Source organism: Luteibacter sp. (assembly GCF_009912395.1).
Lineage (GTDB): Bacteria > Pseudomonadota > Gammaproteobacteria > Xanthomonadales > Rhodanobacteraceae > Luteibacter.
Window position 1 is genome coordinate 84,119 of record NZ_WNDO01000009.1, and the last position, 25,053, is coordinate 109,171.

Below are 25,053 nucleotides of genomic sequence, written 5' to 3' on the forward strand. Positions count from 1 at the left end.
CGCCGCCGGGGCGCGACTTGAGGAGCCGAGGGTAGGTGGTCGAAGAAGGCCGCGCAGCGGTGGCGGTCAGGATGACCGCCATTCCTCGCCGAGGCAGGATGCCGAGTCGAGGAACCTCGACCACCTGCCCGAGCCCGAAGGGGCGCAGCCATAAAACACGGGCCGCGCAGCGGCCAACCTTTCCCGAGGGACGGCGGAGCCGGCGCGCCCCGGCGGCGGCCCGACGGCTCACTCGACCATGCCTGAGCGCCGAACGCGATGCCGCAGGCGAGCCCAACCTACGAAGCGGCTGCACGGCGCAAGCCGTTAAAACATGGGCTGCGTAGCAGCCAACCTTTACACGATCGGATCGAAGCGCACCGGCAAGTGCACCGGCGGCTCAACCAGCCAGTGATCCGCCAGCAAGAACGCGAACAGCACCATCAGGTAGATGATGGAGTAGTTGAACATCTTCATCGGGAAATAATCGTCCGATGACTTGAACAACTGCACCGCGTACCAGAGGAAGCCCAACCCCAGCACCACCGCACCGAACAGGTAGATCAGCCCACTCATGCCCGTCAGGTACGGCAGCAGAGTCACCAGGAACAGCAGCACGGTGTAGAAGAAGATGTGCCAGCGCGTGAAGCGGACACCATGCGTCACCGGCAGCATCGGAACCTGCGCGCGCGAATAATCGTCGACGCGGAAGATCGCCAGCGCCCAGAAATGCGGCGGCGTCCAGACGAAGATGATCAGTAGCAGCTGCAAGGCGAACGGATGCAGCGAATCGGTAACCGCTGTCCAGCCCAGCACCGGCGGCGCGGCGCCCGCAAGGCCGCCGATCACGATATTCTGCGGCGTGGCGCGCTTGAGGTACGCGGTGTACACCACTGCGTAGCCGATCAGCGAGAAGAACGTGAGCACCGCCGTCAGCATGTTCACCAGGAACACCAGCACCAGCATCGACAGGATGCCCAGCGTCATCGCGAACACGAACACCTGCTTCGACGTCAGCTGCCCCGTCGCCAGCGGACGGTGCGACGTGCGCGCCATGAGCTTGTCGATGCGCTGATCGATCAGGTGGTTGAACGCCGCCGCCGAAGCCGACGCCAGCCAGATGCCCAGCGCGCCGAACAAGCCGGCATGCCAGGTCGGCAGTACGCGCTGCCCGTCCGAATCCACGGCGAGAAACATGCCGATGACGGCGCAGAAGACCAGCATCGCGACGACGCGCGGCTTGGTCAGTTCGAGATACTGGCGGAACGTGTTCACAGGGACTCCATGGACCTGGGCAGGCGCTGCGTGCGGGCGAGCGCCATGAGCAGGGTAAACAGCAGCAGGGCGGCCACGCCATTGTGCGCCGTCGCCACCGGCAGCGGCAGGCCCAGATGGACATTGCCGATGCCCAGCAACACCTGGGCGACCAGAACCACGCCAATGGCGATGGCCGTGCGGCGCAGGCCAGCGCGGGCCAGCTTATGGGCCAGCCACGCCAGGTAGCAGAAGGTCACCAGCGCGCCGATACGATGGGCGATCTGGATGGCGCTACGCGCCGACATGTCGAGCACGCCGCCTTCGTAATTCACGCCGACACCGCGCCACAGCACGAAGGCCTCGCGGAAATCGGTTTCGGGCCACCACTGACCAAGGCACTTGGGAAAATCCACGCCGCAGGCCAGCGCGGCATAGTTGGAACTGGTCCAGCCACCAAGCGCGATCTGGCACACCAGCACCGCGATGCCGATCGCCACCGGGGCGCGCAACGCCCGGTAACGGTCGTCGGGCGAACCCACCCGCCACCAGCGCAACGCGGCCCAGGCCAGCAGCGCGAATGTGGCGAGGCCACCGAGCAGGTGGCCCATCACCACGATCGGCTTCAGCAACAGGGTCACCGTCCACATGCCGAGCATGGCCTGGAAGATGATGACCGCCAACGCAATCACGCCGACCTTCCACGCGCCAGGACGATCCAGCCGGGCGGCGGCGATCAGCGGCAGGGCGATGGCCAGCGCCGACAGCACCGACGACACCACGTGCTCGCCGCGCATGTACATCACCACACCGACGGCCGCGAACACCGCGGCCAGCAGCACGGCGACCACGGCCATGCGCCTGCGCCACGCGGCGATCAGCGCGATCGCCAGCACCATCACGCCGAGGCTGCCGGCGAGGAAGCGATGCACCTGCTCGCGCCAGGCCTTGTGCGTCTCGTAAGGGCGATCGGGGAACGCCTCGTTCGCCTGGGCGATGTCCTGCGCATGGCCCGGCCACGTGGCCTTGCCGTAGCAGGTGGGCCAGTCGGGGCACGACAGGCCTGCGTTGGACAGGCGCACGAAGGCACCGAACATCACCACGCAGAACGCGAAGATCGCGGCGAGCAGCGCGAGGGTGCGCAGGGCTTTCACGGCACGGGGCGACATCAGCGGATCACCTTCTGGAGGTCCTTGCGCAAGCCGTTCGGATCGAATCCGGCGGGGTACCAGGCGAGCGCGGTGGCGTTGGATTCGACCAGAACGGCGGCGACGCTGTCGGGCTGGGTCGGACGGAATTCGGCGAAGGCGTCGGCCGGATCGGTGCCGACAGCGTAATCGCCCATCACGCCCGTGGCGTTGGCCGCCGGTTCACCCAGATACAGCAGCCGCAGACGGTCGGCGTTGCGGTTGAGCACGATGCGCGCGTTGCGCATCAACCCCAGCGTCTCCACGCAATGCGCCGCGCAACCGGGACCCGGCAGGACGACCAGCGTGAGGCGCGGTTCCTCGTCACGCCAGGCCCAGGATTTGCCGGCCACGTCCACGCGCACCTGCGCAAGGCTGCGCTGCGGCACAATCGGCTGGCCGTTGCCCTTGCCGTCCGGCTGCCAGCCGCTCAGCGTGAGCAGGCCCGCCGCGACGATCGGTGCGAGGAAAACGAGCATGATGAGCACCAGCTTGAAGCGGCCGTTGCCGGTCTTGGCTTTCGGTTCGGTCATGGATCGGGGCCGTCCCTTATCGTCGTCGTTTGCGGTGCAGGAGCACGAAAATCACCAGCGCGGCGAGCGCGAAGGTGAACCATTGGAAAGCGTAGGCGCGATGGCGCGCCGGAGGCATCACGGCAGGCGTCCAGTCGCGCGCGTAAATGCTGCCGGGATCCGCATCGAGCAGCAGGACGCGCGGATACAACGTGTGCCCGAGATCCGCGGCGATATCCTTGAGCTCGACGTAGACCATCGTCTTTTCAGGCCCCTTCTGCTCGGGAAGGCGATCGCCTCCCAGCCGCACGCCAACACCCGGCGGTGGTACGTAGAGGCCGTGTATCGTCGTCTCGCCGGCCGGCAACGGCGGAAGGCGCGGCGTAGCCCCGCCCTCCTTCGGCAGGAAGCCGAGATCCACCAGCACGTCGCGGTCGTGGCCCTTGGCCGTGAACGGCACATAGACGTGCATGCCAACCTGGCCGCCGTGCGACTGGTCGTCGAGCAGGTAGTAGCGTCCCTCGATGTAGTGGCCGCGCAAGGCCAGACGCGGATAGCGGTCCGGCGGCGGCACCTCGGGAATCAGGCCGAACTCCTCCACACCTGCCGACGCCGCCGCGGCATACCGCCGCAGCAGTTCCTCCTTCTCCGAGGCGCGATCCAGCTGCCACAGGCCCAGGCGAGCGAACACGAGCACGCCCGCCACGGTCAGTGCGACAGCGAACCACGTCGGACGGCGCAGAAAGCTCATGCAATGAGCCTCGTAGCCGCCGCTATACTCGGATTGTCGCAATGGGGCGGAACGGTCACGTGGAAACCATCTATAAATACGCGCTGGTGATCCTGCTGCTGGTGGTTCTGTTCAACCTTGGACAGGCCCTGTTCTTCATGATGACCGACAAGGGTCAGAGTAAACGCACCGTGTGGGCCCTCACCCGCCGTATCGGCCTGTCGCTGCTGCTCATCGCCATGGTGGCGCTGGGCATCTTCATGGGCTGGCTCCACCCGCACGGAGTCGGTCAATTCTAGCGCGGCCTCAGGGGGCGCCAAGGCGCGGTGCGGCAATCGGTGCCGCCGCGCCCGGCGACACCGATCCAACCCGTCATTCCGCCACGGGGGCCTCGAAGTCCCTGGAACCCGCCGGCGACACGTTGCCCGCCTGATCCATCGCCTTCACGCAGACACGGAACGGCGCCTTGGCCTTGGGTAGCACGATGAACGGGGATGCCACGCTCCGGTACTTCTGGTCATCGCCACAATCCGTGGCCCCCAGCCTGCCCACCTTGAGCAGATACGGCGGCTGGTAGCCTGCAACGAGCTGTACCGTCCACGTATCGGCGGATTCCTCCCGGATGTCCACCTCCGGCGCGACGCTCGGTGGCGTATCGTCGATGACGCGCAGCAGCACGCTGGCGTGCTCCGGCGCCTGCCAGTCGTTGTCGATGCCCTTCTGGCCCAGCACGCACAACGCATAGGCACCCTCCGCGCGCTCCAGCGGCTGGGCCTCCCACGGGCGATCCGCCGCATAGACCGGCACGCTGTAGCCCTGCGGGTCGGCGCAATCGATCGATGCGGCGTCCCCCTGCTTGTAGCGCACCCACCGTGTGTAGTCGTCCACGATCACACCCCACGGGGCAGGCATCGCGCCGTCCTCGCCGGGGATGTCGCCACGGGTGAACTGCGGCACGACACGCCCCAGTTTCACGCCGTCGCCGGGATCGAGCGCGGTACCGTCCCAGCTTCCGTCCGCGCGAAACGCCGCCATGAATGGCGCCACCAGACTGAGATAGCTCGCGCCCTCGCGGGACACCGGCGCCCTTTCGGTCAGCTCACAGGGACGATGGACGCCGCAACCGGCGAACCGCGCATCGACCTTGGTGCCCATCACACCCACCACCTCCGACGTGCCTGCGCGCAGGGCCGCCGAGCCGGAGCTGCCGCCCGCCACACCCGCGCAATCCGTGCGCGACGCCTGCGTCCAGAATCGAGGGCCTTCGAACAGGCGCAGCGGTTCGCCCGCCTCGCAGGTCGACAGGCGCAGGAACTGGTCGTCCTCCGCCACGCCATCCACCGGCACATGGACCAGCTCGATGGGCAGGTCGCCAACGATGTGCGGCGATGCCGCCACAAGGGGCTGCACACCGGCCGCCGCCAGGTCGCCATAGGTGGCATCCAGCTCCACGACCGCCATGTCCACGCCCTTCATCTTGGCGTAGCGGACACGCCGCACGTCGAAAGCGCGATGGTTCGCCTGATTGTCCTGGAAGTAACCCGGCGTGAAGCGCCAGCCTTCCCCCGCAGGGGTATCGACCTGCACCTCGTTTGCGCCATCGACGAAGGCGTCGTCAAGAACGCAATGCGCCGAGGTAAGCAGCAGGGCCGATCGATCCGGGTCGGGTGTGGCGGATCCGGCAACGAGCGATGCCGTGCAATGGCTCGAAGCGACCAATTGCCCCGCCGCGTGGTAGCGCGCGTCCGCCGACGATGGCAGCAGGCTCGCCTCGCCAGCGACTGCGGCCAGGCCGTAACCCAGCGACACCAACGCAAACGACCAGCGCGACAGGCGCGCATCGACTCTCCGTATCATCGAACATCTCCTTGTAAATACAGCATCCCTGACCTTCGGCCGAAGGCCAGGGATGATCGTATCAAGCGGAGATGAGGCAGCCCCTGGCGGTATCCGATACCCGTCGAAAGATCGCCTCGCGCATCATGGCAGGCGATATCCCTTCATTTTCGTAGGGCTCGGACGACGCGGTTATTTCTGCTGTTGCACGTATCCGCGGCGATACATGCAGTCGTCGATGAAGGCGTCGCGCGCGTCGCCATTGAGGTCCTTATCCGAATAGATCGGATCGTGGTACGTGCCGCTCTTCTCCTTGCAGACCTGCGTGCCGTCGTCGCGCGTCTTGCACTTGGTCTCGCCCTTCTCGTAGTAACCCTCGCTCGACATGTAGGTGACCATGTTCGGTGCCACGCGGTTGTAGCCGTACGCCTTGCAACTGGCGAGGTCCGCGTCGCGGGTCTGCGGATCGGTGCCGGGACGCACCCATTCCGTACAGCCGGCAAGGGAGAGCGAGGCCGCCGCGACGGCGGCGAACAGAAGGGGCTTGAGCGACTCCATCATGGGGCGCGATTCCTGGACCAGTCGGGGACGCGACGGTGGCGACACGCTGGTTTCGGGCCATCACCGGGGGATGGCCGCAGTATCGTGCGAAATACCTCAATAGAGCTTGACGCATCCCTGCGTCATTCAGCATTCGGATGCCAAATCTTTAGCTGGCCGTCAGGCATCGCGGCTCCCATGGGGAGCCGGCATCGTCAAAGCACGTAGACGAACAGGAACAATCCCAGCCAGACCACGTCCACGAAATGCCAGTACCAGGCGACGGCTTCGAAGCCAAAGTGGTCGTCCTTGGTGAAGTGTCCCTTGGCGCAACGCAGCCAGATGATCGCCAGCATGATCGTGCCCAGGGTCACGTGCATGCCGTGGAAGCCCGTGAGCATGAAGAACGTGGCGCCGTACACGCCGCTACCCAGGGTCAGGTTGAAGTGCTCGTACGCCTCGGCGTACTCGTGGGCCTGGCAGAACAGGAACAGGCAGCCGAGCAGCACGGTGGCACCCAGGCCGATCAACAGCGCCTTGCGGTGTCCCGCCTTGAGCGCGTGATGGGCGATGGTGATGGTGACGCCCGACGACAGCAGGATCAGGGTGTTGAGCAGCGGCAGGCCCCACGCCGCGATCGTCTGGAAGGAACCGCCGATCTTGCCCGGACCACCGCCGCCTGACGCGCCCCAGGCCGCGTTGTAGTTTTCCCAGATGAACTGGTGGGTGAGCACGCCGTGGCCTTCGCCGCCCAGCCAGGGCACCGAGAAGATGCGGGCGTAGAACAGCGCGCCGAAGAAGGCCCCGAAGAACATCACCTCGGAGAAGATGAACCACATCATGCCCATGCGGAACGAGCGGTCCACCTGGTCGTTGTAGCTGCCGCTCATCGACTCGCGGATGACGGAGCGAAACCATCCGAAGAACATGCCGAGGATGGCCACCACGCCGACCCAGAACACGGTCTTGCCGAAACCGGCGTCACCGGGCTGGGCATTGAGCCAGTGCGCGGCGCCGAACACGGTGACGAACATCGAGACGGCCGCGACGATCGGCCAATAGCTCTTGCTCGGTACGAAATAGACGTCGTGTTGCTGCTGACCCATGGTGTCTTCCCGTGGATGTTCTGTTCGTTGGCGGCCTAGATCTTCAGCATCTGCACGATCGACATCACGAAGATGCCCAGCGCGACGCCGCCCGCGATCATGGCGGTGCGCTTGGCCTGGCGGCGGCGCGTGGCAAGCTCGTCGGTGGACATCGTCGTCATCGATCAGTGCTCCGTGTTGCCGTGGGCCAGCTCATCGTCATGGATGACCGGCGGCACGTCGAAGGTGTGGAACGGCGCCGGCGACGGCACGGTCCACTCCAGGCCCTTGGCACCTTCCCAGGAGCGATCCGCGGCCTTCTTCTTCGAGAAGAACACGCAGTGGATCACCACGCCCAGGAAGATCAGCTGCGAGGCGCCGAACCAGAAGCCGCCGATCGAGCTGATCATGTTGAAGTTGGCGAAGGCCACGTTGTAGTCCGGGATGCGACGGGGCATGCCGGCGAGGCCGAGGAAGTGCTGCGGGAAGAAGAGCACGTTGACCGAGATGACGCTCGACCAGAAGTGGATCTTGCCCCAGGTCTCGCTGTACATGTGGCCCGACCACTTCGGCAGCCAGTAGTACGCGGCGGCCATGATCGAGAAGGCCGCGCCGGTCACCAGCACGTAGTGGAAGTGCGCCACCACGAAGTACGTGTCGTGGTACTGGAAGTCGGCCGGGGCCAGGGCGAGCATCAGGCCCGAGAAGCCACCGATGGTGAACAGGATCACGAAGGCGATCGAGAACAGCATCGGCGTCTCGAAGGTCATCGAGCCGCCCCACATCGTGGACACCCAGTTGAACACCTTCACGCCCGTCGGCACCGCGATGAGCATGGTGGCGTACATGAAGAAGATCTCGGCACCCATCGGCAGGCCCACGGCGAACATGTGGTGCGCCCAGACGATGAACGAGAGGAAGGCGATGGAGGCGATGGCGAACACCATCGCGCGGTAGCCGAAGATCGGCTTGCGGGCGAAGGTGGGGATGATCTCCGAGATGATCCCGAACGCCGGCAGGATCATGATGTACACCTCGGGATGCCCGAAGAACCAGAAGATGTGCTGGAACAGCACCGGGTCGCCGCCGCCGGCGGCATTGAAGAAGTTGGTGTGGAAGTACTTGTCGGTGAGCAGCATCGTCACCGCACCGGCCAGCACCGGCATCACCGCGATCAGCAGGAAGGCCGTGATCAGCCAGCTCCACACGAAGACCGGCATCTTCAGCAGGTCCATGCCTGGAGCGCGCATATTGAGGATGGTGGCGATGATGTTGATCGCGCCCATGATCGAGCTGATACCCATCAGGTGGATCGCGAAGATCGTGTAGGCGATCGATTCACCCTGCAGCGAAAGCGGCGGGTACATCGTCCAGCCACCGGCGGGGCCGCCGCCCGGCATGAAGAGGGTAGACAGCAGCAGGATGAAGGCGAACGGCATGATCCAGAACGACAGGTTGTTCATGCGCGGCAGCGCCATGTCCGGCGCGCCGACCATGAGCGGGATCATCCAGTTCGCCAGGCCCACGAAGGAGGGCATGATCGCGCCGAAGATCATCACCAGCGCGTGCATCGTCGTCATTTCGTTGAAGAAATACGGCTGCACGAGCTGCATGCCCGGCTTGAACAGCTCCGCGCGGATCACCATCGCGAACGCGCCGCCGATGAAGAACATCGTCAGCGAGAAGATCAGGTAAAGCGTGCCGATGTCCTTGTGGTTCGTGGACATCACCCATCGCTGGAAGAATCCGGAAGGGGCACCGTGGTGATCGTGGTGGTCGTGGGTGGCTTCATGCGCCATGGACTTGCACCTCTACACTAATGCTGCGTGGATTCGGTTAACCCTGGGGAGCCGGGGCGGGAGCGGCCTGTGCGGTCTGGGCGGCTTTCTCGACCTTGGCCGCGTCCTCCTGGGAGGCCAGCCACTGCTCGAATTCGGCCCGGGGCACCGCCTTGACCACGATCGGCATGAAGCCGTGGTCCTGGCCGCACAATTCGGCGCACTGGCCGCGATAGACGCCCGGTTCCTTGATCTTGGTCCAGGCGGAATTGGCGATGCCCGGAATGGCGTCCATCTTCCAGCCCAGCGCCGGTACCCACCACGAGTGGATGACGTCGCCGCCGACGATGATGAAGCGGATCTTGACCCCTACCGGTACGACGAGGGGCTTGTCCACGTCGAGCAAGTAGGTGGGGTAGCCGTCGACCTGGATCTTCTCCGGGTCGAGGTTGGAGCGAAGCTGGCGGGTGCGGTCGGAGGTTTCTTCCAGCTTGGACATGAAGCCCACCTGGTTGACGCCCTTACCCTTGTAGTCGACGTAGTCGTAGCGCCATTTCCACTGGTAGCCGGTGACCTTGATGGTCATCTCGGAGCCCGTGGTGTCGGCGAAGGTGGTGAGACCACCCGTGGCCAGGTGCGCCAGGAAAATGAGGATGATGACGGGGACGACCGTCCAGACGATTTCGAGCTTGGTGCTGTGCGACCACTTCTCGGCGACGGCGCCGCGCGATTTGCGGAAGCGGAACATCGCGATGAACATCGCGCCGAAGACGACGACGCCAATGACCACGCAGACCCACAGCGCCACCATGTGCATCGCGTAGGGCGACCATTCGCTGACGCCCTTGGTCATGTTCAGCTGGTTGGGTACCGGGTTGGCCCATGCCGCCGTCCCTCCCAGCAAAGCTGCGGCCCCCGCAGCCCACGTCGAAACCGATCGTCCGATGCCGCCAGATGTCATGTTTGCACCTTTGTTGAACCTACCTGCGCGTCTGTCCGGATGGCTTCGGATAGCAGCACCATGAGTTTCCTTGAGGCGTCGACCCGTTCCTCTTCCCCAAGGAACGCGCCGATTTCGAGCTCATTGCCGTGCGATGTAAGCAACAGGCGCTGCCGCCCGTTGCGTTGGACCAGCCCCACCCTGACCCAGTATGTCTGGAAGTGCGAAACCCGGCGACCGGGTACCACCCGAACCTCCAGCGTATCCCGGTCGATCGCGATGCGTTCACCCCTGTCGCCGGCCCGCCAGGCCGCGCCAAGCGCGAACCCCACGACGAAGGCCTCGACCAGCGCGAACACGGGAGCGAAGACGTTCCCCTGCCATGCGCCGAACAGCGCCGTCGCCAGGGCTATCGCCGACAGGGCGATGATGAGCCTCCACAGGCCGCGTTTGTCCAGCGCACGGTTGGGCTTGAGCCACAACACGCGCGGCTGACCCGCGGCGGTCTGTCGAAGCACGATCATGGACATCCTGGCGTGCCTGGAACGCTCGGATGATAGGGCGCCCAACAGGATGCGGCAAGGTTGTCACGTGACGGAATGTCGCAGGGAATGTCGACAGCGTGGAGGTGACGCCTGACGGAAGTGCCAAGGCAGCCCTTGGTGAAGGGTGAAGCGCTGACCGTAAGTCGCATACGGGAGCGCACGGTTCACAAGGCGGCGGGGCCGCCGCTTACGCTTCACGATTCACCCTGCAAAGCAGCACACAAGATGCTGCGCCCTACCCTACAATGACCGGTCTCCCAGTCCCCCCAAGCCACCCAAGTGAACCCCTCCATCCTCCGTCCCGAACTCCCGACCGGCGCCGAGCCGGCGCGTGCGCGCATCACGGCCGCCTGGCTGCGCGACGAAACCGAGGCCGTGAACGACCTGCTCGCGCAGGCCAGCCTGCCTCCGACCGAACGCGAGCACGTCATCGACGTGGCTGCCGGCCTGGTTACCCGCGTCCGCGCGCGTGCCAAGGACCAGAGCGCCGTCGAATCCTTCATGCGCCAGTACGACCTTTCCTCCGAGGAAGGCGTGTTGCTGATGTGCGTGGCCGAGGCGTTGTTGCGCATCCCCGACAAGGGCACGGCGGACAAGCTCATCCGCGACAAGCTCGGCGACGCCAACTGGAAGAAACACCTGGGCCAGAGCGAGTCGGTCTTCGTCAACGCCTCCACCTGGGGCCTGATGCTCACTGGCCACCTGGTCAACCTCGCCGAGGAAACCCGCAAGGACTTCACCTCCGGCCTGCGTCGCCTGGTCGGTCGCGCCGGTGAGCCGGTGGTGCGCCTCGCGGTGCGCCAGGCGATGCGGATCATGGGCCACCAGTTCGTGATGGGACGCACGATCAAGGAAGCCCTCGATCGCGCCGAGGAAAAAGAACACGCCGTCTACCGCTATTCGTACGACATGCTCGGCGAATCGGCCCTCACCCAGGCCACGGCCGAGCGCTACCAGCAGGACTACCGCGACGCGATCAACGCGCTCGGTGGCCGCGGTCCGTTCACGAGCAACCTCGAGGCGCCGTCGATCTCGGTGAAGCTCTCGGCGCTGCACCCGCGCTACGAAGTGCCCAACCGCGCCCGTGCGCGCGCTGAGCTGGGCGCCAAGCTGCTCGAACTCTCGCAGTTGGCCTTCAAGAACGGCATCGCCCTGTCGGTGGACGCCGAGGAAGCCGACCGCCTGGAACTGTCGCTGGACATCATCGGCGACGTCTTCGAGCACCCGTCGCTGGAAGGCTGGAACGGTCTGGGCATCGTGATCCAGGCCTACCAGAAGCGCGCGCCGTTCGTGATCGACTGGGTGACCGAGAAGGCCCGCGCCACCGGCCGCCGCTGGTTCGTGCGCCTGGTGAAGGGCGCCTACTGGGACGCCGAGGTCAAACGCGCCCAGGAGAACGGCCTGTCGGGCTATCCGGTGTACACGCGCAAGCCCAACACCGACGTCAGCTACCTGGCCTGCGCCCATCGGCTGTTCACCGCCGGCAGCGACCTGATCTACCCGCAGTTCGCCACGCACAACGCGCACACGATCGCCGCGATCCACCACATCGCCAAGGGTCGCCCGTACGAGCACCAGCGCCTGCACGGCATGGGCGCCGACCTCTACGCGGAAGTGATCGGCAAGGACAAGCTCAACGTCCCCTGCCGCGTCTACGCGCCGGTCGGCAGCCATGAAGACCTGCTGCCCTACCTGGTCCGCCGCCTGCTTGAGAACGGCGCCAACACCAGCTTCGTCAACCGCGTGGTCGACGAGTCGGTGCCCGTGCGCGACCTCGTGGCCGATCCCTGCGAGACGGTCCGCGCCTTCGCCTCCATTCCCCACCCCCGCATTCCCCTGCCGGTCAATCTCTACGGCGAACTTCGGAAGAATTCCATGGGCATGAACTTCGCAAACGACAACGAGCTCAACGAACTCGCCGACGCCGTCAACCGCCACAGCGGTCCGTGGCAGGCCGCCCCGCTGGTCGCGGGCGCCACCGCTTCGGGTGCCAAGGTCGAGGTCACCGATCCGTCCGACCGCCGCCGCATCGTCGGTACGGTGGAAAACGCCGACCAGGCCCTGGTCGAGCGCGCCCTGTCCGCCGCCGTCGCCGCCCAGCACGGCTGGGATCGCCTGCCGGCCGCCAGCCGCGCCGCCATCCTGGAACACGCCGCCGAGCAGCTCGAGCACCGTCGCGCCGAGTTCATCGCGCTGTGCGTGCGCGAAGCCGGCAAGAGCCTTCCCGACGCCATCGCGGAAATCCGCGAGGCCGCCGACTTCCTGCGCTACTACGCCACGATGGCCCGCCGCCTGTTCGGTCAGCCGGAACAGCTCCCCGGCCCCACCGGCGAGAGCAACCAGCTGTTCCTCAACGGCCGCGGCGTGTTCGTCTGCATCAGCCCGTGGAACTTCCCGCTGGCCATCTTCCTGGGCCAGGTCGCGGCCGCGCTGGCCGCCGGCAATGCTGTCATCGCCAAGCCCGCCGAGCAGACCTCGCTCATCGGCCACCTCGCCGTGAAGCTGCTGCACGAGGCCGGCGTGCCGGTCGACGTGCTCCAGTACCTGCCGGGCGACGGCGCCACGGTCGGCGCCGCCCTCACCCGCGACCCGCGCGTGGCCGGCGTGGCCTTCACCGGCTCCACCGACACCGCCTGGGCGATCAACCGCGCCCTCGCCGCCCGCAACGCCCCGATCGCCGCCCTGATCGCCGAGACCGGCGGCCAGAACGCGATGATCGCCGACTCCTCGGCCCTGCCCGAGCAGATCGTCAAAGATGTCGTCGCCTCCGCTTTCCAGTCGGCCGGCCAGCGCTGCTCCGCCGCGCGCATCCTGTTCGTGCAGGAAGACATCGCCGACAAGGTGATCGCGATGCTCGCCGGTGCCATGGCCGAACTGAAGATCGGCGATCCGGGCCTGCTGTCCACGGATGTCGGCCCCGTCATCGACGAGGATGCTCGCAAAATCCTGGTCGACCATGCGGCCCGCATGGACCGTGAGGCGAAGAAGATCGCCGAGGTCGCGTTGCCGGAAGCCACCGCGAACGGCACCTTCTTCGCACCGCGCGCCTATGAGATCCCGTCGCTGGACGTGCTCACTCGCGAAGTGTTCGGACCGGTGCTGCACGTGATCCGCTGGAAGGCCGCCGACCTGGAGAAGGTGGTCGACCAGATCAACGCTACCGGCTACGGCCTGACGCTGGGCATCCACAGCCGTATCGACGACACCATCGAGTTCATCTCGAGCCGCGCACGCGTGGGTAACTGCTACGTCAACCGCAACCAGATCGGCGCGGTCGTCGGCGTGCAGCCGTTCGGCGGCGAAGGCCTGTCCGGCACCGGCCCCAAGGCCGGTGGCCCGCACTACCTGCTCCGCTTCGCTGGTGAGCGCACGCTCACCGTGAACACCACGGCTGCCGGCGGCAACGCCTCGCTGCTGACCATCGGCGAATAATCGCTAAGTCGATTCGGCAGCGACGTCCCTAAAGCCGCGTTCCGTGAGGAACGCGGCTTTTTTCATGCCTGCGGCCAACCGGCCTATTGCAATTCACTTCGATCAGGAAGACAGTTAAAACTCAATTCAACGCGTCGGCCGGTACCCGACGTCCACCCCCTCAGGGAGGACTGCGACATGACGTCGCTACCGGCTACAAGCATTGCTCCGCTTCACCCGTCCTTTCCCACGCATTCATCCGGCGCCAAGTCCGTCGTGGGGCGCCCCAAAGCGTCGCCTCGTCGCTCCAGGGCGGCCCCCACAGAGCGAAATCGGGACGGCAAGGAATCTTGCGCTCGAACCCTGCTCGCAGATGGGCGTGGACTCCTCGGCGCACAAAGCGTCGACATCAATTTCAATGACATGACATGTCGATCGTTCGAGAAGAACGGCATTTACGACCTGGGCGAACTCATCATCGACACCCGGGGCACCGACCTGCTTATCGAGCAACTCGATGACGAACGTGTATTGACGGGCCGCGGCGGCCACCACATCGATTGCCGCATCCTGTTTCGTCATGCTTACGGACGCATGGTCTGCCGACTCGGCGTGGACCGACTCACGACAGATACGCATATCGGCCTCATCGAGAGTCGATCATTGAAGGAAGTGCAGTCCTTCAGCTTTTCTCGCCCCCGCCACGTAGGTCACGACGGCGGCGGTGCGTTATGGACGCATCTGGAGTACCGGGCCAGTCCGCTCAATGAGATCCAGGGACTGACCTGGCGCGGAGGGTCGCTTCGATTGTCGAGTATCACGCTCATCCCCTGACGGGGTTGCCCGAGACCGACATCGCAAAAAAAAGGGCCGCTTCATAGCGGCCCTTTTTCTGCGGATCGTCGTCGGAGACGATTACTTCAAGCCGCGATCCTTCAGCATCGGCTCGATGCTGGGTTCCTTGCCGCGGAAGTCGTGGTAGAGCTTGCCCAATTCTTCCGTGTTGCCGCGCGAGAGGATCTTGTCGCGGAAGATCTGACCATTTTCGCGGGTCAGGCCACCGTGCTCCTTGAACCACTCGAACGCGTCGGAATCGAGCATCTGCGTCCACAGGTAGGCGTAGTAGCCGGCAGCGTAACCGTTACCCCAGATGTGCTGGAAGTAGCTGGAATGGTAGCGCGGCGGCACCTGGGCCAGGGTGAAGCCGGCCTTCTTCAGCGCGTCGGCCTCGAACTTGTCGGCGTCCTGCTTGGGCGCGTCGGCCGGCAGCATGTGCCACTGCATGTCGAGCAGAGCGGCCGAGATCAGCTCGCTCATCGCGTAGCCCTGGTTGAAGCTCTTGGCCTTCTTGATCTTCGTGACCAGTTCTTCCGGCATCGGCGCGCCGGTCTGGTAGTGCTTGGCGTAGTTGGCGAAGACCTTCGGATCCGATGCCCACTGTTCGTTGAACTGCGACGGGAACTCCACGAAGTCGCGCGCGGTGCTCGTGCCCGACAGCGACGGATACTGCGAGGCGGCGAACATACCGTGCAGCGCGTGGCCGAACTCGTGGAACATTGTCACCACGTCGTCGAACGACAGCAGCGCGGGCTGGCCGGCGGCCGGCTTGGTGAAGTTGGCCACGTTGTAGACGACCGGCTTCGTGCCCAGCAGCTTCGACTGGTCGACGAAGTTGCTCATCCACGCGCCGCCGTTCTTGTTGTCACGCTTGAAGTAATCGACATAGAACAGCGCCATCGAGGTGCCGTCCTTGTCGAAGACCTCGAACACGCGGACGTCCGGCTGGTACACCGGGATGTCCTTGCGCTCCTTGAAGGTGATGCCGTAGAGCTGGTTGGCGGCGTAGAACACGCCGTTCTGCAGCACGTTGTCCAGCTCGAAGTACGGACGGATCTGCGATTCGTCGAGGTCGTACTTGGCCTTGCGCACCTTCTCGGCGTAGTGGTCCCAATCCCAGGCCTGCACCTGGAAGCCGCCCTTTTCCTGGTCGATGACGGCCTGGATGTCCTTCGACTCGGCCTTCGCGCGAGCGACGGCGGCCGGGACGAGACGCTCCATGAACTTCTCGGCGGCTTCCGGCGTCTTCGCCATCTGGTTGTCGAGCGACCAGGCGGCGTAATTCGGGAAGCCGAGCAGCTTGGCGCGCTCGGCGCGCAGCTGGGCGATGCGCTCGATCGTCTCACGCGTGTCATTGGCGTCGCCGTGCTCAGCACGCTCCCACGAGGCCTTGAACAGCTTCTCGCGGGTGTCACGGTTGTTCATGCCCTGCAGCGCCGGCTGCTGGGTGGTGTTCTGCAGGGTCACGACGTACTTGCCGTCGAGCTTGCGATCCTTGGCGGCTTGCGTGGCGGCCTGAAGGTCGGCGTCCGAAAGACCGTCGAGCGCCTTGGCGTCGTCGACCACCAGCGCGCCGGCCTTGGTGGCGGCGAGCAGCTGGTTGGTGAACTTGGTGCTGAGCGTCGACAGCTCCTTGTTGAGGTCCTTGAGCTTGGTCTTGTCGGCCTCGGAGAGCTTCGCGCCGGCGTGCACGAAACGCTTGTACTTCACTTCGAGCAGGCGAGCCGATTCCGGATCCAGCTTCAGCGAATCACGCTTGTCGTACAGGGTCTGCACGCGCTGGAAGAGCTTGTCGTTGAGGTAGATCGCGTCGTCGTGGGCGGCGAGCTTCGGCGACTCGTCTTCCTCGACCTTCTGCAGCGCGTCGTTGGTGTTGGCGCTGGTCAGCGAGCTGAACACGTTCATCGCACGGGTGAGCAGCGCGCCCGACTTCTCCATCGCAACGATGGTGTTGTCGAAGGTCGGCTCTTCCGTCGAGTTGGCGATGGCGTCGATTTCGGCCAGTTCCTGCTTCATGCCCTCTTCGATGGCGGGCTGGAAGTCGGCGTCGACGATCTTGTCGAAGGGCGGCGCCTCGAACGGCAGTTCGCTCTTGGTCAGCAGGGGATTCACATGGGCGGCCGGTGCGGCGGCGGCCGTGGTGGCCGGCGCGGGAGCCGCGGTGCTGCTGGCGGCGGGAGCCGCGCCCTTGTCGGCGTCGTTCGACGACGAGCAGGCGGCGGTGAGGGCGATCGAGGTGGCGATCACGAGCGTGCGGACCTTCATGGGCGAGACGTCCCCTGGTGACTGACAAAAGAGGGACTCTAGCGGTGGTCCGAGGTCGGGGACAACCATCGGAAGTAACGTTACGCGCCGTAGGAGCGCGCTTGCGCGCGATCGCGCGCAAGCGCGCTCCTAAGATTCAGCGGGTGTCGCGCAGCTGCCAGCTGTTGCCGATCAACAGGTTGAGGCGGTGTTTCACGATGCGCATGGGCAGGCTCGTGGTGAGCTTCACGTCGGTGCGATCGTTGGACAGCTCGCCCGTGGCGCGGGCACCGGGATCGGTGACGCCCAGGCTCGGGTCGACCTCATCCGGCTCGGGCTGCTTCGCGCGCCAGCGTTGGAACAGGCTATCGCCGCGCATCGCCTCACCGATATCGGCAGCGAGCTTTTCCGGGCCGATGCCCTCGAACGAGAGCTCGGGATCCGGGCCCTTGGCCTGGCTCATGTCCTTGACGGAGAGAAAGTAGGTAGTCATGCCGTGTCCTTTACGTCGATGGCCGTGAAGGCCCTGTCAGGCGAGTGGGGCGAGGTCGAGCAGGCGCGCGGCTTCGGCAGGCGCCAGCCCATGGGGCAGCACGCCCAGCAACGGGGCGCCGATATGCTGGCGAAGCGTGGCGATGTTCTCGTCGGCCAGCGGCATCTCAGGATCCACGCGGTTGGCGATCCAGCCGGCCAGCGTGCAACCGTCGGCTTCGATGGCCCGTACCGTAAGCCGCGCGTGGTTGATGCAGCCCAGGCGCACGCCCACGACCAGGATCACCGGAAGCGTTCAGCGACGCGGGATGTCCTCGGCGGACATGTTGTCGGCCAGCGGTACCAGCCAGCCACCCACGCCCTCCACGACGACCCGGTCATGGCTGCCCTTCAGTGCCTCGAAGGCCGCATCGAGCGGTTCCCAGCGCAATGCCACGCCCTCATTCACGGCGGCCAGGTGCGGTGCGACGGCCGCCTCCATCGCCAACGGATTCACCAGGTCGTAGGGAGGCGTGGGATCGCTGGCCGCGATGAGGGCCAGGGCATCCTCGTTGCGCAGGCCTTCGGGCGTACGCGCCGACCCACTGGCCACCGGCTTCATGCCCGCCACGCGCTCGCCCGTCTGGCGGAAGGCATGGACCAGGGCCTGGGCACCGTGGGTCTTGCCGATGCCGGTGTCGGTACCGGCGACGAAGAGGTGACGGGACATGGAGCGGCCTTGCATGGGTGGGAACGTGGCACCATACACGGCTTCCCCCTCCCGAATCCGCCGCGGAAAACGCCATGTACGAAGCGAAGGCCATCGCCACCGACGACAAGGCCACCCTCTACGCCGAACTGATCCAGCAGGCCGAAGGCCTGATGCATGGCGAGAGCAATGTCATCGCCAATGCCGCCAACTTCGCCGCCTTGGTGTACGACGTGCTGCCCGATCTCAACTGGGCGGGCTTCTATCTGTTCGACGGCACGGAGCTGGTGGTGGGCCCCTTCCAGGGCAAGCCGGCCTGCATTCGCATTGCCCTGGGACGCGGTGTCTGCGGCACGGCCGCGCAGGACCGCCAGACCCAGCTCGTACGCGATGTGCATGAATTCGCTGGGCATATCGCCTGCGACGCCGCGTCGAACTCCGAAATCGTGGTGCCGCTGGTGAATACCGACGGCAGCCTGTTCGGCGTGTGGGACGTGGACAGCCCCCTCGTGGCGCGCTTCGACGACGAAGACCGCAAGGGCATGGAGGCGCTTTGCGCGGCCTTCATGAAGGCCATCGCGGCCTGATCGGATCGGCTCTTGTAGGAGTGCGCTTGCGCGCGATCGCGCGCAAGCGCGCTCCTACAGTTCGTGGGGGCGGGGGGTGTGCAGCAATTCCATCACCCGCGCGCGGGCTTCCTCGACGCCGGTCTTGGCCAGCGACGAGAACATCTGCGCGGTACCGGTAACGCCGCCGCTGCGGAATTCCTTCTTCAGCACGTCCAGCGCCTTCAGCGCCTGGCCGCGCGACAGCTTGTCGGCCTTGGTCATCAGCACATGGCACGGCAGGTCGGTCGCGGCGCAGAACTCCAGCATCGTGCGGTCGAAGTCCTTCAGCTCGTGGCGGATGTCCACGATGAGCACGATGCCGCGCAGGCTACGGCGCATCTTCAGGTACGCGTCGATCTCGCCGCGCCAGTGCGCACGCATGGCCTCGGGCACCTTGGCGTAGCCGTAGCCGGGCAAGTCGACAAGGCGGGCGTCGAGGGGCGGAGTGCCTTCCGCGCCCTTCAGCGGCGGCAGGTCGAACACCACCATGAGCTGGGTGCGGCCGGGCGTCTTGGACGTGCGCGCCAGCCCCGTATGCCCGGTCAGCGCGTTGAGCGCGCTCGACTTGCCCGCGTTGGAACGACCTGCGAAGGCGACTTCCGCGCCCTGGTCGTAGGGCAGCTGGATGATTTCATGCGCGGCCAGCACGAAGCGGGCGCCGTTGAGCGGATTGGAGGACATGGCGTGGCTACGGGTGGAACGTGGGCCGGCAGTGTATGCGATATGACCCGGGGCGGCTCGCGGGCGCCGTTTGACCGGGCTCCGAAAGCACCGCCATAATCATTTGGATAAGGCGTGGCAGGGAGCACGCCCGATCATGAGAAGTATCCCCTTACGGAGACACTTATGAAGTTTCGGCACGCCGCCGCTGCCATTCTTACGACGCTCGTCATGAGCGCCGCCGTTGCTCAATCCGCCGCCCCCGCCAAGCCGTCCAGCGCGCCAGCGCCAGCCGGCACCGCTGCCAAGCCGGGCGCCAGCGCAGCTGCCGATCCCGCCACGCCGGGCATGCCGAAGACCGAGACCGCCACCGCGTCCGCCCCGTCGGGCGAGGGCACCGCCGCGACAAAGCCCGGCGACGCCACGGCCGGACAGGGCAAGGCCGCCGCCTGCGGTGCCTGCCACGGGCTGGACGGCAACTCCACCGATCCGCAGTACCCGAAGCTCGCGGACCAGAGCGAGCAGTACATCGCCGCCCAGCTCGCCGACTTCAAGTCGGGCAAGCGCTCGAACCCGATCATGGTGGGCTTCGCCGCGCCGCTGTCCGACCAGGACATGCACGACATCGGCGCCTACTTCGCCACCAAGCCCTCGTTGCCGGGCGTGGCCGATCAGAAGTACGTCGACGCGGGCCAGAAGCTCTACCGCCAGGGTGACGTCGATCGCGGCATCCCCGCCTGCATGGCCTGCCACGGTCCCGATGGCCGCGGCAATCCGGGCGCGCATTACCCGCAGCTCACTAGCCAGCACGCCAATTACGTCGAGGCGCGACTCAAGGCATGGAACGATTCCTCGCGCGACGCGTCGAAGGACGGCCCACACGTCAAGATCATGGCCTCCATCGCGCAGAAGCTCACGCAGGACGACATCAGCGCGGTCGCGAGCTACATCGAGGGACTGCACAGCGCCGAGCCCGCGGCGCCTGTCGCACCCGCGTCGCCCTGAAGACGGTAAAGTTGGGAGATCGAACGGGCCCTTCGACGGGCCCGTTCTCATTTCGATGGCACGAAAATAAGGATACGAATCCGATGCGTATGCGCCTCCCCCTCTTCTGCGCGGCCCTGATCGGCCTCGCGGCCTGCGGCTCCGGCAACAGCGACACCGGCACGACGCCTCCGCCGGCGGCCTCCACCGCCGCCAGCGCCCCGGCCGCACCGGCGAGCGCTCCGGCGCCGACCCCGGCATCCACCGCCGCCGCGCCGGCCGCTTCGGGCAGCAGCGCGTCCACGGCCACGCCGGCCCCGACACCGGACGCCGACGACACCAAGCGCCCGGACGCGAAGCCCTTCGTCGACGAAGGCAAGTGGGTGGAAGGCAAGAACTACTTCCGCATCGATCCGGCCCAGCCGACCAGCACCCCGGGCAAGATCGAGGTGACCGAGATCTTCTCGTACGGCTGCCCGGCCTGCTTCCAGTACCACGGCGTGGTCGACGAACTGGCCAAGAGCCTGCCCAAGGGCACGGTCATGACCTACACCCCGGCGGCGTTCCGCCCGGACGAGAACTGGCCGCTGCTGCAGCGCGCCTACCTCACCGCCCAGGCCCTCGGCGTGGACAAGCAGACCCATGACGCCATGTTCGACGCGGTGTTCAAGAGCGGCGAGTTGGGCATCTTCGACATGAAGACGCAGAAGCCGAAGCCGCAGTCCGGCTGGCCGACCATCGACGATGTCGCCAAGTTCTACGCCCAGCATGGCGTGAAGGCCGAAGACTTCGTCGCCACGGCCAATTCCTTCACCATCAACACCAAGATGAAGCGCGCGGATGAACTGATCCGCGCCTACGAGGTCGATAGCACGCCCACCATCGTGGTGAACGGCAAGTATCGCCTTACTCCGGCTTCGGCCGGTGGCTATCCGCAGTCGGTCGAGCTCGTGCAATGGCTCGTCAGCAAGGAAGCCGCGGGCAAGTAACCGCCTATCCGAAACCTCACGGAGATATCCATGTTCAAGCGTCTCTCGCTGCTGCTCGTCACCCTGGCCATGGCCTCGGCGTGCAGCGCCAAGCAACCCGAAGGCACCGCCCCCACCTTCACCGATGGCACGGAATACGTAAGCATCGCGCCGAAGAACCAGGGCCGCCTGTCGAAGGACGGCAAGGTCGAAGTGGTCGAGGTCTTCTCGTTCGGCTGCATCCACTGCGCGCACTACGAGCCGAAGGTCGAGGAACTGTCCAAGAGCCTGCCCAAGGGCGTGGTCTTCCATCGCATCCCGGCCGCGTTCAACGACGCGTGGCTGCCGTTCGCGCAGGCCTACTACGCCGCGGAGAAACTCCTGCCGGCCGACAAGGTCAGCGAATCCACGGGCAAGCTGTTCGACGCCAAGTGGAACCAGCACCTGCCGCTCAACGCCCTCGAAGAGATGGCCGACTGGTACAAGCAGAACTACAACGTCGACAGCGCCAAGTTCGTCGCCGTCGCCAACGGCCCGGAAGTGAAGGCGCAGATCGCGTCCGACACCAAGCTGATCCAGGCCTGGGGCATCGACGGCACGCCGACCATCGTGGTCGACGGCAAGTACCGCAGCAACCAGATCAAGGACTTCGACCAGCTCAACGCGGTCGCCACGTTCCTGGTCGATCGCGAGCTCAAGGGCGGTAAGTAACCCTCCCACCGGGCCGATGCCCCCCGTTCACGCGACGGGGGGCATCCTCTGCCGCCTCGGCCCGAAGCGACCCTTCTCAAGCCCGTCATGACCCGCGCCACACCGCCATCGTCCTCCGAGCGCACCCTGCGCCTGCTGAGCTGCAACATCCTCGCGGGCGCCAGCGTCCAGCGTTACAGCGACTACCTCACCCGCAGCGTCAACGCCGTGTTGCCGGGCTCGTCCAAGCTCGCCAACCTGGATTCCCTGGCGGCGCTACTCCACGAATTCGACGTGGTGGGCCTGCAGGAGGCCGACGCGGGCAGCCTGCGTTCGGGCTTTCTCAACCAGACCCGCTACATCGCCGAAGCCGCCGGCATGCCGTATTGGAGCCATCAGCCCAATCGGCCCATGGCCCGGGTGGCGCATTCGGCCAACGGCCTGCTCAGCCGCATCGAGCCCAGCGAAGTCATCGATTACCCCCTGCCGGGCCGGATCAAGGGCCGTGGCGCCCTGTTCGTCCGCTTCGGCCAAGGTTCCGACGCGCTCGTGGTGGTGATCGCCCATCTTTCGCTCGGCGCCGCCGCGCGCATGGGCCAGTTGGCCTTCATCGCCGAGCTGCTCGCGCCACATCCGCACGCCGTGCTGATGGGCGACCTCAACACCGAACCCGACAGCCCGGAAATGCGCCTGCTGTTCGACCGCACGGCGCTGCAGATGCCGAAGATCGCGACGCCCACCTTCCCCAGCTGGAAACCCCGGCGCGCGCTCGACCACATCCTCACCTCGGCCGACATCACCCTCGACCGCACGTGGACATTGCCCCGCGCCTTCTCCGATCATCTGCCGCTTGCCGCTGAAATCCGCCTGCCCCTGGCGCTTGCCGAGGCCGCTGGCGCGGCTCCATCGAGGTAGATCCATGAAACCCAGCCTGCGCGCCGCCCTTCCCTGGGTCGCCATCATCATCGTCGCCATCGGCGCCGCCCTGCTCCGCTACGGCTTCATCGAGCCGGCGGACGCAGCCCATGCCTGCGACGGTAAGGACGGCCCGTGGTGGTGCGCCACGCGCGAACTGATCGTGCAGGGGTTTCTGACCTACGCCTATGGCTACGCCGCCATCGTCATGGCCTTCGTCGCCCTGTTCTGGCGCGGCGTCGTCACGGCCGTGCTCGCCGCCTGCCTGGGCGTGATCGCGTTGCAGCTCTATTGCTACGAAGGCGGCGCGCTCGCGCTGCTGATGGGCGCCCTGCGCCTGGTGCGCGTGCAGTACGAGCGGTGGGAAGCGCCCGCCACCGCCTGAACCTACCGCTGTTGTAGGAGCGCGCTTGTGCGCGATGGGGACCGCGGCAGCGTGTGATCGCGCGCAAGCGCGCTCCTACAGCTAGCTATGAGGCGTTACGCGCCCGACGCCACGCCGTGAGCACCGGTATCGCCAGGGCCAGGTTCAACAGCAACCAGCCCCAGGAGACCACGTTCGCGCCGATCTCCTGCACCACCACGGCCGCACCGAGCAGCACGAGCCAGATGGCGAGCAGGCGCTCCTCGACGAGCGGCATGAGCACATCCTCACGCGTGCGCAGCAGGCCCAGCAGGAAGAAGCCGATGCAGGGCAGCGCGAACAGGCCGATGGGGAAATCACGGTAGCGGCCGTTGAAGACGAGCAGGATGCCGTACAGCGTCAGCACGAACATCCAGAAGAAACGCTGCGGCGTGAACGCGTCGGACCAGGCGATGCCCAGGCGTCGACGCTCCTGCGGCGGCGGCGCGACGGCGGCCGGATTCACGGGCGAAGCCAGTCGCGACGCGATGGCACGGGCCAGCGACAGCGCCGTGAGCAGGCCGAGGACACCGACTGCGATACCTGTGGCCCACTCGATGGTGTTGCGGCACGAGAACAGCAGCAACCGCGCGTGCGCAGCCAGGGCCGTACCCGTGGCGAAACCGGACAGCGCCAGCGACAGCCAGCCGGCGACGCCGTGCCAGCGACGACGGAACAGGCCGGCAACGAGGAAGACCAGCGCACCGACGCCGCCTGTGACAATGGCCCAGGTCCAACGCGGCTCTTCCACCACGGGACCGGTCATCGCGAACTTGGGCTTCGCATCCACGTCGAAGATGCCCCAATAGCCGCCCACCGTGCCTTCCAGATCGCGTTTCCACGGCTGGTCGAAGGCCTCGATCACGTTGTAGGGCATGTCTACCGTGGCGGCGTAGTTGAGGAATTCGCGCATGTAGCGCGCCTCGTTGACCAGGCTCGCGCTGGCGTCGCGACGGGTGCGGCCCTGGCTGGGCCAGCCGGTCTCGCCGATCATGATCTGCTTGCCGGGAAACTCGGCCTTCATCTTCTGGTACACGTCCGCGACGTGGTGCACGGCGCGCTCGGGGGCGACGGGCTCGTCTTCCCAGTACGGCAGGATATGGATCGTGAGGTAATCCGTGGCCTTGGCCAGCGCCGGATGCTTCTGCCAGAACTCCCACACGTCGGCGTAGGTCACCGGCACATCGGTGGCATCGTTGACCTTGCGGATGTAGGCGGAAAGGGCCTTCTCCGACAACTCGCCACGCAGCAGCACCTCGTTGCCCACCACGATGCCGCGCAGGCTGTCGTGGTCGCGCTTCGCCGCTTCGATGCCCAGCTTGATCTCACGCTCGTTGGCCACCGGATCGCGCCCCAGCCAGATGCCCATCAGCACCTTCATGCCGTAGCGACCCGCGATGTCCGGCACCGTGCCGAGGCCCTGGCTCATCGAATAGGTACGTACGCAGTCGAAGCGGGTGGATAGCGCCTTGAGGTCTTCCTCGATCCGCTCGGGTGATACGAAGGCGTGCAGGTCGAACGGCGTTTCACCCTTCAGCCGGAAAGGGGCATAGGACACGCAGGCGATCTTCGCCGTGGGCGAATCCGGCAGGTTCACCGGTCGACCGAGCTGCCACCAGTAGGCCGCGCCGAACAAAGCGGCGGCGATGAGGACGATCCATGCGAGCGGTCGCGCGAACCGCGCGTAGGGGGTGAGAGGCGACATGCCGTTCCAGTAGCCAAAAGCGCAAGAGCGATCCGGACTAGCTTAGCGGCCCTCGAGCGGGA

The 25,053-nt window shown here is 66.0% G+C and carries 24 protein-coding genes and 1 pseudogene; 9 read left to right on the forward strand and 16 right to left on the reverse strand.

Annotated elements, in window-relative coordinates; genetic code table 11:
• Positions 1–336: 336 nt before the first annotated feature.
• The 4 genes from cyoE to GAK28_RS10275 are packed head-to-tail and all read right to left on the reverse strand — an operon-like array spanning position 337 to position 3,683.
• On the reverse strand, positions 337–1,254 hold the full coding sequence (gene cyoE / locus GAK28_RS10260) for a heme o synthase (protein ID WP_291778161.1): 918 nt from the start codon (positions 1,252–1,254) through the stop codon (positions 337–339).
• The gene (locus tag GAK28_RS10265) at positions 1,251–2,402 is read right to left on the reverse strand and encodes a COX15/CtaA family protein (RefSeq protein ID WP_291778163.1); all 1,152 of its coding nucleotides are present in this window, start codon (positions 2,400–2,402) and stop codon (positions 1,251–1,253) included. Before GAK28_RS10265 ends, cyoE begins: the two co-directional genes overlap by 4 nt.
• Positions 2,402–2,953 (reverse strand): hypothetical protein, encoded by a 552-nt coding sequence (locus tag GAK28_RS10270; RefSeq protein WP_291778165.1) that lies wholly within the window; start codon positions 2,951–2,953, stop codon positions 2,402–2,404. Before GAK28_RS10270 ends, GAK28_RS10265 begins: the two co-directional genes overlap by 1 nt.
• 16 nt (positions 2,954–2,969) lie before the next feature.
• The gene (locus tag GAK28_RS10275; RefSeq protein ID WP_291778168.1) at positions 2,970–3,683 is read right to left on the reverse strand and encodes an SURF1 family protein; all 714 of its coding nucleotides are present in this window, start codon (positions 3,681–3,683) and stop codon (positions 2,970–2,972) included.
• Between the two features lie 41 nt (positions 3,684–3,724).
• On the opposite strand from GAK28_RS10275, the gene GAK28_RS10280 reads away from it, so the two are divergent.
• Positions 3,725–3,961 (forward strand): twin transmembrane helix small protein, encoded by a 237-nt coding sequence (locus tag GAK28_RS10280; protein WP_072322441.1) that lies wholly within the window; start codon positions 3,725–3,727, stop codon positions 3,959–3,961.
• A 73-nt stretch (positions 3,962–4,034) separates the two neighbouring features.
• Here GAK28_RS10280 and GAK28_RS10285 read toward each other — a convergent pair whose 3' ends face one another.
• From GAK28_RS10285 to GAK28_RS10315, 7 genes are all read right to left on the reverse strand, one after another.
• Positions 4,035–5,519: a trypsin-like peptidase domain-containing protein gene (locus GAK28_RS10285; RefSeq protein WP_291778177.1), complete on the reverse strand. Its 1,485-nt coding sequence runs from the start codon at positions 5,517–5,519 to the stop codon at positions 4,035–4,037.
• A 171-nt stretch (positions 5,520–5,690) separates the two neighbouring features.
• Complete coding sequence (locus GAK28_RS10290; protein ID WP_291778180.1) at positions 5,691–6,059, reverse strand: hypothetical protein; 369 nt, start codon at positions 6,057–6,059, stop codon at positions 5,691–5,693.
• A 194-nt stretch (positions 6,060–6,253) separates the two neighbouring features.
• Positions 6,254–7,144, reverse strand: coding sequence for a cytochrome c oxidase subunit 3 (locus GAK28_RS10295; RefSeq protein WP_291778185.1), 891 nt, complete (start codon positions 7,142–7,144; stop codon positions 6,254–6,256).
• Positions 7,145–7,179: 35 nt separating this feature from the next.
• Entirely contained in the window at positions 7,180–7,305 is a 126-nt protein-coding gene (locus GAK28_RS10300) for a hypothetical protein (protein ID WP_291778188.1), read from the reverse strand.
• 3 nt (positions 7,306–7,308) lie between these two features.
• On the reverse strand, positions 7,309–8,922 hold the full coding sequence (gene ctaD / locus GAK28_RS10305) for a cytochrome c oxidase subunit I (RefSeq protein WP_291778191.1): 1,614 nt from the start codon (positions 8,920–8,922) through the stop codon (positions 7,309–7,311).
• 37 nt (positions 8,923–8,959) lie between these two features.
• A complete protein-coding gene (gene coxB, locus GAK28_RS10310; protein ID WP_291778193.1) occupies positions 8,960–9,862 on the reverse strand; it encodes a cytochrome c oxidase subunit II in 903 nt (300 codons plus the stop codon).
• Positions 9,859–10,371 carry a DUF2244 domain-containing protein gene (locus GAK28_RS10315; RefSeq protein WP_291778195.1) on the reverse strand — a complete coding sequence of 171 codons (513 nt, stop codon included), beginning with the start codon at positions 10,369–10,371 and terminating at the stop codon, positions 9,859–9,861. Before GAK28_RS10315 ends, coxB begins: the two co-directional genes overlap by 4 nt.
• A gap of 294 nt (positions 10,372–10,665) precedes the next feature.
• Between GAK28_RS10315 and putA the strand changes: the two genes are divergently transcribed.
• Positions 10,666–13,818 (forward strand): bifunctional proline dehydrogenase/L-glutamate gamma-semialdehyde dehydrogenase PutA, encoded by a 3,153-nt coding sequence (gene putA, locus GAK28_RS10320; RefSeq protein ID WP_291778199.1) that lies wholly within the window; start codon positions 10,666–10,668, stop codon positions 13,816–13,818.
• 402 nt (positions 13,819–14,220) lie between these two features.
• A complete protein-coding gene (locus GAK28_RS10325; protein ID WP_291778202.1) occupies positions 14,221–14,631 on the forward strand; it encodes a hypothetical protein in 411 nt (136 codons plus the stop codon).
• Between the two features lie 81 nt (positions 14,632–14,712).
• Here the strand turns inward: GAK28_RS10325 and dcp are convergent, their stop codons facing one another.
• The 3 genes and pseudogenes from dcp to bioD form a co-directional block, all read right to left on the reverse strand.
• Positions 14,713–16,899, reverse strand: a complete 2,187-nt coding sequence (gene dcp / locus GAK28_RS10330; RefSeq protein WP_291778205.1) for a peptidyl-dipeptidase Dcp — start codon at positions 16,897–16,899, stop codon at positions 14,713–14,715.
• Positions 16,900–17,035: 136 nt separating this feature from the next.
• Positions 17,036–17,371 (reverse strand): hypothetical protein, encoded by a 336-nt coding sequence (locus tag GAK28_RS10335; RefSeq protein WP_291778208.1) that lies wholly within the window; start codon positions 17,369–17,371, stop codon positions 17,036–17,038.
• 36 nt (positions 17,372–17,407) lie between these two features.
• Positions 17,408–18,094: pseudogene (gene bioD / locus GAK28_RS10340) on the reverse strand (dethiobiotin synthase).
• 59 nt (positions 18,095–18,153) lie between these two features.
• Here bioD and GAK28_RS10345 point away from each other — a divergent pair.
• Positions 18,154–18,645 (forward strand): GAF domain-containing protein, encoded by a 492-nt coding sequence (locus GAK28_RS10345; RefSeq protein WP_343161867.1) that lies wholly within the window; start codon positions 18,154–18,156, stop codon positions 18,643–18,645.
• 54 nt (positions 18,646–18,699) lie between these two features.
• Here the strand turns inward: GAK28_RS10345 and yihA are convergent, their stop codons facing one another.
• Positions 18,700–19,347, reverse strand: coding sequence for a ribosome biogenesis GTP-binding protein YihA/YsxC (gene yihA, locus GAK28_RS10350; protein WP_291778214.1), 648 nt, complete (start codon positions 19,345–19,347; stop codon positions 18,700–18,702).
• A 165-nt stretch (positions 19,348–19,512) separates the two neighbouring features.
• On the opposite strand from yihA, the gene GAK28_RS10355 reads away from it, so the two are divergent.
• The 5 genes from GAK28_RS10355 to GAK28_RS10375 all read left to right on the forward strand — a co-directional run bounded on the left by GAK28_RS10355 (position 19,513) and on the right by GAK28_RS10375 (position 23,268).
• Positions 19,513–20,331 carry a c-type cytochrome gene (locus GAK28_RS10355; protein WP_291778217.1) on the forward strand — a complete coding sequence of 273 codons (819 nt, stop codon included), beginning with the start codon at positions 19,513–19,515 and terminating at the stop codon, positions 20,329–20,331.
• 83 nt (positions 20,332–20,414) lie between these two features.
• On the forward strand, positions 20,415–21,299 hold the full coding sequence (locus tag GAK28_RS10360; protein WP_291778220.1) for a thiol:disulfide interchange protein DsbA/DsbL: 885 nt from the start codon (positions 20,415–20,417) through the stop codon (positions 21,297–21,299).
• A 30-nt stretch (positions 21,300–21,329) separates the two neighbouring features.
• On the forward strand, positions 21,330–21,989 hold the full coding sequence (locus GAK28_RS10365) for a thiol:disulfide interchange protein DsbA/DsbL (protein WP_291778223.1): 660 nt from the start codon (positions 21,330–21,332) through the stop codon (positions 21,987–21,989).
• 87 nt (positions 21,990–22,076) lie between these two features.
• Positions 22,077–22,883 (forward strand): endonuclease/exonuclease/phosphatase family protein, encoded by an 807-nt coding sequence (locus tag GAK28_RS10370; RefSeq protein ID WP_291778226.1) that lies wholly within the window; start codon positions 22,077–22,079, stop codon positions 22,881–22,883.
• A gap of 4 nt (positions 22,884–22,887) precedes the next feature.
• Positions 22,888–23,268 (forward strand): hypothetical protein, encoded by a 381-nt coding sequence (locus tag GAK28_RS10375; RefSeq protein ID WP_291778229.1) that lies wholly within the window; start codon positions 22,888–22,890, stop codon positions 23,266–23,268.
• A gap of 85 nt (positions 23,269–23,353) precedes the next feature.
• Here the strand turns inward: GAK28_RS10375 and GAK28_RS10380 are convergent, their stop codons facing one another.
• Positions 23,354–24,991, reverse strand: a complete 1,638-nt coding sequence (locus GAK28_RS10380; protein WP_291778232.1) for a glycosyl hydrolase family 17 protein — start codon at positions 24,989–24,991, stop codon at positions 23,354–23,356.
• Positions 24,992–25,053 lie beyond the last annotated feature (62 nt).